We start from the raw sequence: 14303 nt of genomic DNA, 5'->3' as shown, positions 1-14303 counted from the left end.
TTACTTCCCAAAACCTCTTGACTCCATATGGCGTGCTCGTAACTATTGTAGTCTTTCTGCAACTTGCACTTCCTTATACTGCTGTTTACGATCACACCTCAGATAAAAGTTCTGAATTGGTTCTATGGCTATGGTGAGTTTTCTATGATGCGATTATTCCGCATGCATTGTCCTCAGCCTATAATATCTTTTTTCCCATTAATAATTTCAACATTCTTTCGGCATCGAGCTTACTAAATTTTTCGGCTTTTGTTTTGTATTTAGTTTGATTGATCTTCCAATCTTCCATTCCTTGATAGATGCTGTCAATATCCCGGGTGTTTTTATCCAAGGCCACTTTCAAAACAGTGTTGTATAGCTCTATTTTGTCTGTTTCCTTATTGATAAAAGAATGCTCATAGATGCTCAGCATTCTGTTTATAGCTTGTACAAACTCCTGGTTTTCCGTTGCGGATAGCTTATCTAAAACTTGTTTACTATATTTTGGGTTGACAGCATATACCTCTTTGTTATTTGCAACTTTTTGAGCAATGAGATAAGGGTTTCGCTTTAAATCTTCTTTTAGCTCGTGACAATATGTGCCAAAGTTTGAATTGGCAAAAGCATACTGTTTTGAAAAGATAGATTGTAAATTATTGGTATTGTAAACGTTTTTCTGCAATCCCACATCTCCATAGGTAACACCCAATTTATTTTTCATACAGGCAACCATCATTGCCATTTCCCAATCAATATCTTGTATATTATTTACCGGATGAACTGCGTATTTTTCGAAGGGCTCTGCTACCAGGTTATCCCAATTTGGAGTACTGCTATTCCATTCAGCAACCTTTCCTCTCGTCTGCTGAACTTTTTTTGCTTTATTCTCTTTTACTTCAAACGCCTGATGCAGTAATGCTTTAAGTAGTTGCTCAGTGGCTTGCTGGTTGGCGATAATGTGTTCTTTTAATTGTTTGGTTTTAGTGAGTTGCTTTTCTATTTCCGTTACAATGCGTTTTTGTTCGGAGAGTGGAGGAAGAGGTATTTTGATTAATTGGGATTGTGTAACCGAAATATTGTCTTGACCTGCAACACCTTTTGTATCAATTGCATTGATCTCAGACATTTCATTTAAAAACCAAAAAATGTATTTGTTGCAATCGTTAATCATCGGTCTAATTAAAACGGCTGCTTGATTAAAATTACATTCAGGTAAGCTTTCAGGAATAATAGCAATTTTACCTAATGGTGGACCAACAATATTCATTAGAATATCACCTGGATATGCACGGCATCTTTTTAATTGACCATTATGAATTTCTTCTTTTATGTACTGTGTTTTGTAATGAAAATCAATTTCTTGATTTCGCAAATTATACATTTTCAGATAAGGTATTCCCTCATCAACAAAAGCCTCTTTGGAAGGAGTGCTTCCACTTGTAACGTATGCTATTTCTCCCAACCTGCACCACATCCAATTTCCTGGAATGTCAAACGGAATTTCTTCAGGTTTGATGGGGGGTAATGGTTTTTCTTTTTTGCCCGATTTTACTTTCTCATCTCTGATGCGCATGTGTAGTTCGCTGGCAGATTCCTCTTTGGGGTTTTGCGTTACTAACTTGCCCTGCACGGCTTCTTGTAAAATGGCTTGGTTTAGGTTTTTGAGTTGGTAAAGTTGGTATTTTAGGTGCTCATCTAGCTCATTAAATTTACGTTCCTTTTCAAAAAAGTGTTTTGCAATTTCCTTCTGCTTCTCGATTTTGTCAGGAAAGAAGACCTCCAATGGTAAAATATGCTTGGGTTTTATTTCTGTTTTTATACCACCTGGCACTTGTTCTTTTAATAGCTGAATAAAATCAGGACTTCTTAAAAAGACCTTTAAAAACTCTATGTCAATTTTATCTATATTGAAGATGTAGGATGAATAATGAATAGTTGCTGTAATATCTTCTTCGCCCTCATAGACAGTAATTGCTCCTTTTTCAACATTAATTCCTGAAATTACCAAGTCTCCTTTTTTAACAAGAATCATATCTGTATTTGATCCTTTATTAGATATGAAAATTTGACCTGAAAAATTTATTTTGTCAATTCGTTTGAGATTTGCGATTGTTGGATCATTTGGTTTGTAACGACCTTCTCGGTTTATTAATACCTCTCCAAGTTTCATTTTTGTCCAGCCCATTTTATTCAGCTTTTAATTCATTTAATAATAAAATGGATTCTTTGAATGATTTTTCAAGGTCGGTTATAATGGCTTTTCTGTCATATACGACTTCTTCAACTTTTTTATTTGGGTTTTTAATGTCTAAATCATAGTTGCGTTCAATAATTGTATCTATGGAAGCCTTCCAACATACCCCGCTTTCCTTTCTTTTCTCCCACCACTTCTTAATTGAATTAAATTCTTCAATACGAATAGGGTTGGTTTTGTTGTATGCTTTGGCTCCTTCTGGCAAAGTGTGTTCGTAATACCAAATCTCTTTTGTTGATTTGCCTTTTTCGAAAAAAATCAGATTGGTGTTTACTGTGGCATAAGGTGCAAATACCGACTGGGGCAATCGCACAATGGTATGTACATTGCAATCTTCCAACAGTTTTCTCCTTACCCGTTGTTTCACGCCTTCGCCTGTTAAACTGCCGTCCGGCAAGACAATTCCTGCCCGGCCGCCATCTTTCAACATTTGGATAAACAGAATCAAAAAGAGGTCGGCACTTTCTTTTGTGCGGTAATTCAAAGGAAAATTGGTTTCCATTCCATCACCCACTACACCACCAAAGGGTGGATTGGCAACAATAATATCTACACGGTCAGCCTGTTTTATGGAAGTATATTCCCGACTGAGTGCATCCGTGTTTACAATTTGTGGTACTTCGATATCGTGAGTAATCAGGTTTACTACACTCAGCATAAACGGCAAGGGTTTTAGCTCCGTTCCCGTGATAGTTTCCTCTAAAGTTTTTCGGTTGTCAATGTTTTTCACTTGTTTTCGCAAATGTTCAATTGCACAAACCAAAAATCCTGCTGTACCACAAGCCGGGTCACTAATTTTCTCGCCCAATTTTGGATTAACCATGTCCACAATAAACTGGGTTACTGCTCTTGGAGTATAAAACTCGCCTGTATCTTTTTTTGTGGCAAGTCCTTGCAATATGTCTTCGTAAATGGCATTGAAAATATGATGCTCCTTGCTGCTGTTAAAATCAATCTCGTTGAGTTTGTTAATGGCCTGGCGAAAGGTTGTTCCGCTTTTCATATAGTTGTTGGTGCCGTCGAAAATGTTGCGGATAATAACGCCTAATTTATCATCTAACCCAATAGTTAGATTTTTCAGTTGAGGGAAAAGCTCATTGTTCACAAAAGTGATAAGCTCATCACCTGTCATTCCTTCATCATCTTCAGCCCAATTCCGCCATTGCAATTTGGTTGGAATTGGAGATTTGTATTTTGGATTGATAATTTCTTTTTCCTTGTCTTTGTCGTCAAAGAGTTTTAAAAATATCATCCAACCCAATTGTTCAATGCGTTGTGCATCACCGCTCAAACCTGGGTCTTTTCGGAAAATATCTCTGATTGATTTTATTACGCCACCTATATTGCTCATTTGTCTATGCTACTTTATATAATTCGTTTTCTAATTCTCTTATGGCATTTTCGTATTCTTCACGACTGCCAAATGCTTTGATTATTTCTGTTACCGACCCAAATTCATTAATGGGTGGAACAGTCAAGATTTGAATGTTCTCAATGTTTTCTATGCCTTGATCAGCGTATTTATCTAGTAATGCTTCTAATACTTTTCGAGCTTGGTCGCCATACTTGGTGAAGTAGTTGCGTTTCTTCACATTGTTTGCTCTTTCCTTTCTTGTCATTGGTGGTTGATCATAAGCAACGTGGCATACCAAATCAAATAAATCCACTTGTTTGTCCACGGCTTCATATAAAGCTTCCACCATAACACCTTGTTCCACTAATTCAGCTATAATAGCTTCCTTGCGGTCAGAACCTTTCCACTTGTTTAGAAAATCATCTAGAGAAGCAAACTGTTCTTTGATGATTTCTTTAGTATGGTCTTTCAGACTTGTGGTAATTGGTTTTCCATGTTGGTCAAAATGCAATTCCCGGCTAATCAAAACCGAAACATCAACACCATTCACATAGACTTTTCGCCTTGGTTCATTTACAGTTGATGGCGGAAATTCTTGTTCAGGATTACGGATTTCCGGCGGAGTTATTTCGATTTCTTCTCCTGTTTCTATGTCAATGATCGGTTCCCTGTTTTCTTCTTCTTCGTTAATAATATCTCCTAAGTCTATTGCTTCAGTAACAGGTTTAATTCTTATTGGGTCGCCGTCAAATTGAGGGTCAGCAAAAAGGTCTGTTGCATTTCTGAAATCCAAAATTGTAAAATAAAGTTTTCCGTATTCCTCATTTATTCTTGTGCCTCTTCCGATAATCTGTTTGAACTTGGTCATGGAATTAATGTTCGAATCCAATACAATGACTTTGCACGTTTGAGCATCTACACCTGTAGTCATTAGCTCAGAAGTAGTGGCAATGACCGGATATTTTTCTTCGGGATTAATGAAATTGTCCAACTCTCGTTTGCCTTCGTCATTGTCACCAGTAATCTGCATTACATATTTGTAATTCTCAGCAACCAAGTCAGCATTATGTCTTGATAATGCGGTTCGCATACGTTCAGCGTGGTCAATGTCCATGCAAAATACAATGGTTTTTGCAAAGCGGTCATAACCTTTCAAAAACTCACTTAGTTTTTTTGCAACGGCATCAGTTCGTTCTTCAATTACCAAGTTTTTGTCAAAATCCCTGCGATTGTAAATGCGGTCTTCAATTTCGTTTCCGTCTTTATCTGTTTTGCCTTGCTCTGGTCGCCAGCCTTCTGCATCGACATTTAAGGCAATACGCACTACACGATAAGGCGCTAAGAAACCGTCATCGATTCCTTGTTTTAGTGAATAGGTGTAAATAGGGTCTCCAAAATATTCTGAATTGCTCGCTTCATTCGTTTCCTTTGGTGTCGCGGTCAAGCCTATATGCGTAGCATTTTGAAAATAGGTTAAAATCTCCCTCCAACTGCTGTCATCTTTTGCACTTCCTCTGTGGCACTCGTCAATTACAATCAGGTCAAAGAAATCTCTTGAAAATTGTTTGTAAACATTGGCTGCTTCGTCTGTTCCAGAAAGCCCTTGATAAAGAGCCAAGTAAATTTCAAAACTCTTGTCAATCTGCCTATGTTTTACCACAGTCATTTTATCCTTGAAGTGTTTGAAGTCGCCTCTTCGAGTTTGGTCAATTAGAGCGTTACGATCAGCTAAAAAAAGGATCCGTTTTTTAGCTCCGCTTTTCCAAAGTCGGTGGATGATTTGAAAAGCAGTATAAGTTTTTCCTGTTCCTGTTGCCATAACTAGCAGAATTCTGTTCTGTCCGTTGGCTATGGCTTCAACCGTTCTGTTTACCGCAATTTGTTGGTAGTATCTTGGTTTGCGGTTAGTTCCGTCAAAGTAGTAATCTTGTGAAGCAATTTTCTCTGCTTCGCATGATTCAATGCCTTTATACTTTTTGTATTTCTCCCAAAGTTGTTCGGGAGTTGGAAACTCATCTAAACCAATTTCTCTTTCAATGTTCTCATCTATCGCTGTTCGGTCGTGGAATAAAAAACCGTCACCGTTGCTGCTGAATACACAAGGAATGTCAAGGATTCTTGCATAGTCAAGTCCTTGCTGAATACCTGCCCTTACTGATTGGTTGTTGTCTTTGGCTTCAATGATAGCAATAGGGATGTTTGGTTTGTAATACAGAATGTAGTCGGCTCGCTTTCTTGATCCTCTTGCTGTAATTTTACCTCTAACGTATATTTTCCCATCAGTAAAAGATACTTCCTCTAAAACCTGCAACTGTTTGTCCCAACCTGCATTTTCCAACGCAGGGGTAATAAACTTGGTACAAATATCTCTTTCTGATAAAGTCTTTTTGTTCATGATATTATCACAGCTTAATTTGTTTTAGTTTTCTAAGCGCCTCTCGTTCCACTCTATCAAAAGCAGGGAGATCCCGTATCTGTTCACTCATAGAGCTTTTCCAACGGCCTTTATATTGTGGTAATCTTTCTGCCAGTTTTTTATGAAAATCTGCAGCATCTAATCCCTTGCTTGCACATTTCTTCCTGAACTCATCTAAGTAAAATTCTGCTTCCATTCCATGCTCTACCAATAGATACCAGATATCATAGAAATCTCTTGCTGCCATGCGCTGCATTACAGCACGTAGCTTTTCAATTAATACCTCTTCCAATGGATAACATAAAAGATCGTAATCGTCTAAATCACTATAATCAATGAAAGCCGGGCTTAAAACAGGCTCAAATTGCAGCTTTTCACTTCTTGAAATATCTACTTTTACACGTTTATTATTGCCTTGCCCACCCAATGGCCCTACATAACTGATATAAAAGTTTATTCCGCCATCTTCATGCTCGTTATTGTCGATTATATCAAGCGGAATATTTGCTTCATCCCTAATATATTCAAAAGTTTCTCTAAACCATGCAAATATTTCCTCGTTAGTGATAGAATTATCCAGTAAAGTAAAATCAAGATCTTCCGAAAAACGGTAGTCTTCAAAATAGATTTTTTTTAAAACTGTTCCGCCTTTAAACACGATGATCTTGGAAAGCTGTTCATGTTGAGATACACCTTTCAATATCCATGACAGCATATAGTCCTTTTCTATCTGCTGGTCTCGAACTCCGACCTCTCTTGCCTTTTGCTGTATTTCTCCAGGTTTAATCATGTGTAAATGGCTGATTTAATAGTTTCAGTTTCCAGATTTTGATGAATGCCCCACCTGCTTATCATTTTCCCTGACTTCGGTAATTCAGTATCTAATAAAACATAGGATGCTGTTTTCTCTGCTAATAATTTTTCTATGATCGGGTTATTTATCTCTAACAGTTCCAAGAGAAAGCCAAGCCTTTTAATTACTGCCTGTGACTTAAACCTTTTTGCGTATTCCAATAGCTTGTCAAATTTAATTTGGTTTGCAGAAGTGCTGATTGCCTTTGCAATCTCAACAATTCCGCCTGCATAATCCGGCTTAAATAAGCAGTCAATAATCGTCTTTTCAAGATCTGAGCATTGTACCTTATGGAAATTATCGATCCAAATTTTTTTCATACCAAAGAAGTGGTCTGGATTATGGTATATAAATTGAAAAGGGATGTTTTTTATTTTAATTACAGATGGCCGGAGCTGTTTAGAAACAACAATCTGTTCTTTCAATGAGGGCTGTGTAATAAGATTATGAATCTGCAGGGCTGAATAGTAACCGATATAGTATTTGGCATCTTTAACAATGAATTCTGGTATCAAATGCCAGTCCGGCATAAATGATTCCGCATCCTGTTCATAGGGTATGATATAATAAACACCCTCTTTTAAGCGCATTAAAAGACCCCTTTTGGTCATATCGCTTAGCAATTCTTTTACTGCACTTTCACTTGATTCCGGTAATGCTATAAAAGCCTCTCCATAACCAAAGCAAAACCTATCCCGTTCGATGAAATAGGATAAAAGTTCGTTTGATTGTGTAGAGATGTACTTCTTCCTCATAGTCATTTGGTCAGGTTAAACCTGACTACAATGATATGAAATATCATTCTCTTCTAATAATTTTTGATTAATTAATTTTCTTTAGTAGTTGATTAGTCAGGATTAGCCTGACTAATCAACTATGAAACCACATTATTATTGCTGCCCTTACGCACACTGTTGCGACATTTATCATTGCATATTTTCTAGTTATTGATTAAATTTGCATTGATACGGAAATGCTATTGTTGTTAAACATGATGTGAAAATTATGATGCAGGCAAATAGCTTTGATAATGCTATACAGTTCTTTTCAAAATCACCCAAAATCAAGTAGCGTCATTCGTGGCACTGGGTTAATGTTAAAATAAAGCCTCTGAAAGAGAGTGAGTTACGTCAATGGTTCGATTCCCCTACGGGCTACGATCCCGCTTTACGATAAGTAGAGCGGGATTTTTGTTTTTAATGGGAATTCACTCTTCTTATAAGTACTTTAAATGTAGATTTTGGTTCGATTCCCCTTGGTTACCTTTAGAGGAAGAACGGTAATACTAGCCGCTTTTTCTATCAATTCTTTGTTTTTTAAGCCTATTTCAGGAGAATACACACTTCTTAGATAACCCCCAGTTAACAACCGTTTCGTCTGTAATTTTGTTAAAATTACTGTTAATCTCGAAAGTCGCTTCGTACGATAATCCTTAAAAAAAACCAATTTTTGACGAGTTTAAGCCACATATAAATTTATTTTTATTTTTCACTTTGAATTTCAAAGTACTTTTATGTAACTTTGCTTTCCAAAGCACTTTTAAATTTAAAATAATGAAACTACTTTATACCTTATTCCTCGTCGGCCTATTACACACAATAGGAAATGCCCAAACAGTTGATAAAGCTAAACTTGATCAGTTTTTTGATCGTCTTGCCGAGAATAATAAGGCAATGGGAAGTTTGGTAATTGCTAAAGATGGCAATCTTATATACTCCAGATCTATTGGTTACAGCGAAATTAATGAGACCCTAAAAAATCCGCTTACTCTTAATACTAGATATAGAATCGCTTCAATTACCAAAATGTATACCGCAGTATTAATTTTTCAACTCGTTGAAGAGGGGAAATTAAAGCTTACAGATGTACTTAGTAAATTCTATCCGCAAATTGCCAGTGCCGATAAAATCACCATTGCTCAAATTCTTTCTCACAGCAGTGGCATTCACGATGCACTCATTGATCCAAATTTAAGAAGCAAGCCTAAAACAAGCCCCATAACAAAAGACGAGATTGTAACCCTTATCTCGAAAGCGAGTTCAGATTTTGAACCAGGGACTAAACATGCTTACAGTAACTCTGGATACGCCGTATTGGGGCTTATTATCGAAAAAGTAACGGGTAAACCATACGAAGAAGTGCTTAGACAAAAGATCAGCTCAAAGTTAGGGCTTAAAAACACTTACATCGCAACTCAAAATATTAACGTAACTCAAAATGAAGCGCTCACCTATAGATACAACGGTAGCTGGAAACAGGAAATTGAAACCCATCCAAGTAACCTTTTCGGTGGAGGTTTTATGATTTCTACACCAACTGAGATGATTACATTTATCGATGCTTTATTTAATCATAAACTTATTTCTGAGGATCATCTTTCACTAATGAAAACAATAAAGGATGGTGAAGGTTTTGGAATGGAAGCCTTTGAATTTGCAGGAAAAAAATTTTACGGCCACACTGGCGGAGCCGACAATTATGGTGCATGGCTGATGTGTATGCCCGAAGAAAAACTGACAATTGCTTATACAACTAATGCAAAGGTATACCCAGTAGGAGAGATGATGAAAGGCATTATGAACAGCTACTATAACAAATCATACGAACTTCCAACCTTCGAATCAATTGCTATAAGTACAGCTATATTAGACAGCTATACTGGTATTTATGCAACTAGCGAAGCTCCAATAAAGTTCACCGTAATGAGAAAAGACAACATTCTATACATTCAACCCATAAGAGAATCGGCAGCACCGCTGGAAGCAACCGCGCAAAATAAATTCAGAATAGAAGGCGTCAATGGCCTAACGATTGAATTCGATTCTAATAAAAAACAATTGATTATGAAACGCCCAAATGGCGAAAGAATATTTACAAAAGAAAATTGAACTCATAAATTTAATAAATCATGACAACTACAAACAACTTCACCTCACGACCAATAAATAGACCATCGCTAATCAGAAGAATGCTAATTGGTGCAGGAATTGGTTTAATTCTTATTACCTTGCTCGTAACCTCTGCTAACCATCCTAATCCTGAATGGGGAAAATTTTGGATGATCAGACCGTTACTTGTTGTGCCAATCTTTGGTGCCGCTGGTGGTTTAGGTACTTACTTCATGGAATACCTATTAGGTTATCAAGGCGGCTGGAGCAAAATTATCTCAATTGTATTAAGTATAATCGGTTTCGTAATCTCAATTTGGTTAGGTACCGTTTTAGGATGTGCTGGGACACTTTGGAACTAAATTTAAATAACCAAATCATGAAAGAAAAAATAATGGAACATTTAAATGATCCAAAACAGCTTGAAAGCTTATATAGGGCGAATAAAGTAGCATTTAAACGTGAGTTTATTGCAATCTACCCTGAGATTAAAGATTTTGCACTTGCAGGATACTGGAATGAACGCCTTAATTACACTAACAATGAAATCTCTTGGGGAACGCGTAACGACTTGATTTTTGTAATCGTTGTGTCGATTATTGCCGGACTGATTGCAAAATTACCAGCATTATTTTCGATTAATGAAGATTTTTTCTACCCAAGAAATATCGGATTTGTAGTGTTTCCTGCACTCTTGGCTTTTTTTGCATGGAAGAACAAATTGGCCCCTGGTAAAATAGTTTGGCTGGCTGGAGCACTACTCATAGGACTGATGTTTATCAATCTATTTCCAAATGTGAAACAAAGTGATACCCTTATTTTATCATGTGTACACCTCGTTTTATTTTTATGGTCGGCACTCGGTATTGCATTTGTTGGTACGGTAAGAAATGATAATGAAAAACGTTTAAACTTTCTAAAATACAATGGCGATCTAGTGGTGATGACTACATTAATTGTATTAGCTGGTGGAATAATGAGTGCAGTAACCATTGGCCTTTTCAAATTAATAGGCTATGATATCGCAGAAATTTATATGCAGAATGTTGGTGTATTCGGTTTGGCTGCTGCCCCAATTCTAGGTACATATCTTACACAAACTAATCCACAATTAGTAGGTAAAGTTTCACCAGTAATCGCCAAAATTTTCAGTCCGCTGGTATTAGTGATGCTTATCGTTTATGTAGGGGCGATTTTATATTCAGGTAAGAATCCCTACAACGATCGCGAATTTTTGGCGATTTTTAATGGATTGCTTATCGGAGTAATGGCTATCATTTTCTTTGCTGTTGCCGGAACATCTTCAGAAGCCAAAAACAAGACTCAAGTTGGTATATTGCTTGCCTTGTCTATTGTCACTATTCTTGTAAACGGAATTGCATTATCTGCAATTGTTTTTCGTATTTCTGAGTGGGGCTTTACACCTAACCGTGCTGCGGTTTTAGGAAGTAATGTTCTTATCCTTATTAATTTGTTATTGGTAACGTACAAATTGTTTAAGTGCTTTTTTAGTAAAGTGGAACTAGACGGAGTTGGGAAATCTATTGCTTGGTATCTGCCGTTTTATTGCTTGTGGACAATTATAGTAACCTTTATTTTTCCATTTCTATTTGGCTTCAAGTAACCTAGCTCTCCCCTTTAAATTAGACCGATCGGTCTAAAAAATATTTCTGCCCGTTATCAAACATAATGTTCGATAACGGGCATTTTTTTTGTATTAATATTTCTTAATTATTTGATAATGAGTATTTTAATAATGGCATTAGTCTTGCATCCAATGGGATAAGATTAAATAGTAATAATGGATACACTTATACAAGAGGAAGTTAATAAACAAAAAAGAAAAAAAAGAACATTCATTGTTCTCTTAATCATTAGTCTACTTATTGTATCCATTTGGTCAATAAGATTTTTCTTCAAACCCACTTTAACTTCAGCTGATTTTACCACTTCAAAAGTTGAGATAGGAAGTATTGAAAACACCATTAATGCTACTGGTGAAGTATTGCCCGAATTTGAAGAAATAGTTACCAGCCCGATTAATGCCTCTATCAAAAATGTATTAATGGATGCTGGCAACAAGATAAGTAAGGGCCAATCTATCCTTACTTTAGATAAATCGGTTACCCAAAGCGAATACGACAAACTCCGATACCAGATTGAATCGAAAGAAAATGAAATCCGTAAGCTCAAGCTCGATCTAGAAAAAAGTTTTTTTGATGTTAAATCGAACAACAGTATTAAACAATTACGCATTGGTAATTTAAAAGATGCGGTTGTATCTGCAAAAAGATTAGTGAATGCAGGTGGTGGAACAAGGGAAGATGTAGAACATGCCGAACTTGATTTAAAAGTTGCCGAGCTCGAGAAACTGCAATTGGAGAATGAGATTAAAAGCAAACAACAAACCATGAAAATTGAGATTAGAGAGGCAGAAATTGCATTGGCTATACAATCTAATGATCTACATGCACTGAAAAGAAAACTAGAGTTGGCAGAGATCGTAGCTACTAGAGCAGGTGTAATTACTTGGGTAAATAAAAATATCGGTGCAAGCATTCGTGAAGGAGAGGCGTTGGTACGTATAGCAGATTTGAGCGGTTTTAAAGTTGCTGGTACCATGTCGGACAATATGCTTGATCGGATTAACAAGGGCATGCCTGTAATTGTTAGAGTTGCCAAAAAACTACTTCGAGGAATGATTACAAATATCTCTCCAGCTGTAAATAATGGTCTTATTTCTTTCGATATCCAGCTGAGCAACAAGAGTAGTAAAGAATTAAGGCCCAACCAAAAAGTAGACGTGTTTTTAATTACAGATACACGTAATGAGGTTTTACGCGTGGCAAATGGCGCAGCTTTTAACGGATCGAACTTGCAAGAAGTTTTTGTAATCCGCAATGGTGTTGCCGAACGTAGAACCGTTAAAACTGGCCTAAGTAATTTCGATTATGTAGAGATAATAACTGGATTAAAAGCTGGTGATGAAATAATTACCTCAGATATGAGCGCCTATAAAAATGTTAAAACCATTACCATTGGAAACTAGAAGATATGGAAAATATAAGAGGTAAGATGGAAAATGTAAGATGGAAAATTTTAATTTCTTCTGGGTTGATAATAGCCAGTTTAACTACGTATGCAGCAGAAATTGATACGTTAAAATTAACTTTGCCTCAAGTGGTGGCTATGGCAAAATCGAACGCTATTGCGGCAAAACAGGCGGTTACTGTTAAGGAAACCAAATATTGGGAATGGCGAACTTTCAGGTCTAATTATCAGCCACAACTTTCTTTACAAGGCATTTTGCCAGGCTACACCAAAACCTACACGCAGGTACAACAACCTAATGGGGCAATTTTATTTCAGCCTGTTCATAACGATAATTCTTCTTTAACACTTAATTTTAGTCAAAGCATTGCCGCTACAGGGGGTACCATCTATGGAACTACACAACTACAACGTTTTGATGATTTCGATAGGAATAATGTACTTTACAATGGAATTCCCTATGGTATTGGCTACACTCAGCCGTTATTACAATTTAATAAACTAAAATGGGATAAAAAGATTGAGCCTTTAAAGTTCAACGAAAGTAAACAAGCCTTTATCGAAAGCCAGGAAAAGATTGCAATTGTAGTTACCGAGTATTTTTTTGATTTGTTGTTAGCTCAAGTTAACTTAAACATTGCCGAAACCAATTTTGCAAATACGCAGCGAATTTTAACGATTGCCAATACAAAATTCGAATTGGGCAAGATTTCTAAGAATGAAATCCTACAATTGCAATTAGAAGTGCTAAATGCACAAAAAGCGGTAGGCACAGCAAAGCGAGATGTTGAGATTGCTACTTTAAATCTACGCAGCTATGCCGGGATAGAAGGCGATGGAAAGATTAAGCTAAGTATGCCCGAAGTAGTGCAGAAAATGACGGTTGCAGCAGACAAGGTGCTTGCCGAAGCCTTTGATAATCGATCAGATGCTATTGCATTTATCCGCCGATTGGAAGAAGCTAAAAGAGATGTAGCAAAAGCTAAGGGTGAGAATGGATTAACAGCTACATTAAGAGCAAATTTAGGGTATTCAAATGCAGGCTCACGGATATTTGATGTGTACCAATCGCCTAAAAACCAACAAGCAATTGAACTACAGTTATCTATTCCAATTATGGATTGGGGACGTTCTAAATCACGTACAAAAACAGCTTTGGCAAACGAACAGTTTATTGCCTATTCGGTTGAGCAAGACAAGCAAACGTTTAAGCAACAAATTGTGACACAGGTTACCTTGTTTAATATGATGAAAGAACAAATACAATTAACCGATGCCGCCGAGAAAATTGCTGCCGAAAAATATAAGATTGCAAGCGAACGCTACGTTTTAGGAGACCTCAGTATTACCGATTTAAGCATAGCTTTTCAAGAAAACGATCGGGCAAAGCGTGATTATGTTTCCTCCCTCAGAGATTTTTGGGCTGCTTACTATCAACTTCGGTATTTATCGCTCTACGATTTCGAAAACAATAAAAAAATCACTTATTCATAAATTATAAATCATAC

Annotated in this window: 10 protein-coding genes; 5 read left to right on the top strand and 5 right to left on the bottom strand. The window is 36.7% G+C overall.

Features of this window, described 5'->3' with window-relative positions:
• Window positions 1-178: 178 nt before the first annotated feature.
• Genes WG904_RS03075 through WG904_RS03055 form a run of 5 tightly spaced genes read right to left on the bottom strand, consistent with a single transcriptional unit; the run spans window position 179 to window position 7611 of the window.
• Window positions 179-2164: a restriction endonuclease subunit S gene (locus tag WG904_RS03075; RefSeq protein ID WP_339577815.1), complete on the bottom strand. Its 1986-nt coding sequence runs from the start codon at window positions 2162-2164 to the stop codon at window positions 179-181.
• A gap of 1 nt (window position 2165) precedes the next feature.
• Window positions 2166-3584 (bottom strand): class I SAM-dependent DNA methyltransferase, encoded by a 1419-nt coding sequence (locus WG904_RS03070; RefSeq protein WP_339577814.1) that lies wholly within the window; start codon window positions 3582-3584, stop codon window positions 2166-2168.
• 4 nt (window positions 3585-3588) lie between these two features.
• Window positions 3589-5982 (bottom strand): EcoAI/FtnUII family type I restriction enzme subunit R, encoded by a 2394-nt coding sequence (gene hsdR / locus WG904_RS03065; protein WP_339577813.1) that lies wholly within the window; start codon window positions 5980-5982, stop codon window positions 3589-3591.
• 7 nt (window positions 5983-5989) lie between these two features.
• Window positions 5990-6793, bottom strand: coding sequence for a nucleotidyl transferase AbiEii/AbiGii toxin family protein (locus WG904_RS03060; RefSeq protein ID WP_339577812.1), 804 nt, complete (start codon window positions 6791-6793; stop codon window positions 5990-5992).
• Window positions 6790-7611, bottom strand: coding sequence for a type IV toxin-antitoxin system AbiEi family antitoxin domain-containing protein (locus WG904_RS03055; protein ID WP_339577811.1), 822 nt, complete (start codon window positions 7609-7611; stop codon window positions 6790-6792). The genes WG904_RS03060 and WG904_RS03055 overlap by 4 nt, the downstream gene beginning before the upstream one ends.
• Before the next feature lie 798 nt (window positions 7612-8409).
• Between WG904_RS03055 and WG904_RS03050 the strand changes: the two genes are divergently transcribed.
• The 5 genes from WG904_RS03050 to WG904_RS03030 all read left to right on the top strand — a co-directional run bounded on the left by WG904_RS03050 (window position 8410) and on the right by WG904_RS03030 (window position 14289).
• Window positions 8410-9744, top strand: coding sequence for a serine hydrolase domain-containing protein (locus WG904_RS03050; RefSeq protein WP_339577810.1), 1335 nt, complete (start codon window positions 8410-8412; stop codon window positions 9742-9744).
• A 20-nt stretch (window positions 9745-9764) separates the two neighbouring features.
• Window positions 9765-10106: a hypothetical protein gene (locus tag WG904_RS03045; protein ID WP_339577809.1), complete on the top strand. Its 342-nt coding sequence runs from the start codon at window positions 9765-9767 to the stop codon at window positions 10104-10106.
• 17 nt (window positions 10107-10123) lie between these two features.
• Complete coding sequence (locus WG904_RS03040) at window positions 10124-11368, top strand: hypothetical protein (protein WP_339577808.1); 1245 nt, start codon at window positions 10124-10126, stop codon at window positions 11366-11368.
• Between the two features lie 177 nt (window positions 11369-11545).
• Window positions 11546-12793 carry an efflux RND transporter periplasmic adaptor subunit gene (locus tag WG904_RS03035; RefSeq protein WP_339577807.1) on the top strand — a complete coding sequence of 416 codons (1248 nt, stop codon included), beginning with the start codon at window positions 11546-11548 and terminating at the stop codon, window positions 12791-12793.
• A 5-nt stretch (window positions 12794-12798) separates the two neighbouring features.
• Complete coding sequence (locus WG904_RS03030) at window positions 12799-14289, top strand: TolC family protein (RefSeq protein ID WP_339577806.1); 1491 nt, start codon at window positions 12799-12801, stop codon at window positions 14287-14289.
• Window positions 14290-14303 lie beyond the last annotated feature (14 nt).

Source organism: Pedobacter anseongensis (assembly GCF_037482965.1).
Classification (GTDB): domain Bacteria; phylum Bacteroidota; class Bacteroidia; order Sphingobacteriales; family Sphingobacteriaceae; genus Pedobacter; species Pedobacter anseongensis.
Note: the sequence above shows the minus strand (reverse complement) of the source record. Positions and strands in the feature narration are given on the sequence as shown.

Bases quoted from the DNA above. Each gene is read 5' to 3' on its own strand.
- WG904_RS03075 (WP_339577815.1), bottom strand. From the start codon at position 2,164: ATGGGCTGGACAAAAATGAAACTTGGAGAGGTATTAATAAACCGAGAA.
- hsdR (WP_339577813.1), bottom strand. From the start codon at position 5,982: ATGAACAAAAAGACTTTATCAGAAAGAGATATTTGTACCAAGTTTATT.
- WG904_RS03055 (WP_339577811.1), bottom strand. From the start codon at position 7,611: ATGAGGAAGAAGTACATCTCTACACAATCAAACGAACTTTTATCCTAT.
- WG904_RS03040 (WP_339577808.1), top strand. From the start codon at position 10,124: ATGAAAGAAAAAATAATGGAACATTTAAATGATCCAAAACAGCTTGAA.
- WG904_RS03045 (WP_339577809.1), top strand. From the start codon at position 9,765: ATGACAACTACAAACAACTTCACCTCACGACCAATAAATAGACCATCG.
- WG904_RS03035 (WP_339577807.1), top strand. From the start codon at position 11,546: ATGGATACACTTATACAAGAGGAAGTTAATAAACAAAAAAGAAAAAAA.
- WG904_RS03070 (WP_339577814.1), bottom strand. From the start codon at position 3,584: ATGAGCAATATAGGTGGCGTAATAAAATCAATCAGAGATATTTTCCGA.
- WG904_RS03050 (WP_339577810.1), top strand. From the start codon at position 8,410: ATGAAACTACTTTATACCTTATTCCTCGTCGGCCTATTACACACAATA.
- WG904_RS03030 (WP_339577806.1), top strand. From the start codon at position 12,799: ATGGAAAATATAAGAGGTAAGATGGAAAATGTAAGATGGAAAATTTTA.
- WG904_RS03060 (WP_339577812.1), bottom strand. From the start codon at position 6,793: ATGATTAAACCTGGAGAAATACAGCAAAAGGCAAGAGAGGTCGGAGTT.